The sequence below is a fragment of the Micromonospora sp. CPCC 206060 genome, from assembly GCF_036906895.1.
Taxonomy (GTDB): domain Bacteria; phylum Actinomycetota; class Actinomycetes; order Mycobacteriales; family Micromonosporaceae; genus Micromonospora.
Window position 1 is genome coordinate 1 of sequence record NZ_JBAKHU010000305.1, and the last position, 508, is coordinate 508.

At 35.2% G+C, this 508-nt stretch carries 1 protein-coding gene; it reads left to right on the forward strand.

The features are described from left to right. Positions 1–82: 82 nt before the first annotated feature. The gene (locus tag V6U90_RS33870; RefSeq protein WP_334445288.1) at positions 83–379 is read left to right on the forward strand and encodes a hypothetical protein; all 297 of its coding nucleotides are present in this window, start codon (positions 83–85) and stop codon (positions 377–379) included. The last annotated feature ends 129 nt before the right edge of the window (positions 380–508 follow it).

Here is a 508-nt window from a genome sequence, read left to right on the forward strand (position 1 = left end):
GAAAATTGAACCAAGATACAGGTTTAAGCACGATTGAATTGTAAATGAGAAAAAAAGAAGGCAGGAAGCAAAGGCAAAAGCATTGGGAAAGGCACTAAAAGATGTCAAAAATGCCATAATAAGACCAAAAGACAATGATGACCTGAAAGTAATTGGCGGTCTTCTCAAAAATTGCATAGGAACACTGAAAGGGCAAGTTCCAAAAAACTTTTACCTTATAGTGCTGAACAAAAAGAAAATTGGTGTTGAACTCATAAACGGTAAACTTAGGGACATGAGATATTTCCAAAACGCACCAGTTGACAAGAAAACGCAAGAAAAGGTTTTGGAATACATAAAGGCTACACGATCCTCAAAGCAAAGTGAAATCAAACAATGAATAGGAGACAAATATGAAATTTAAATATTTAAACAACAAAGTTGCCGATATTGTAGAGCAATTAGGGCAAAAAGCGCCATCAGTAGGCACAATGAAAGATGAAGACTTGCAACTATTTAACCAAGCAAT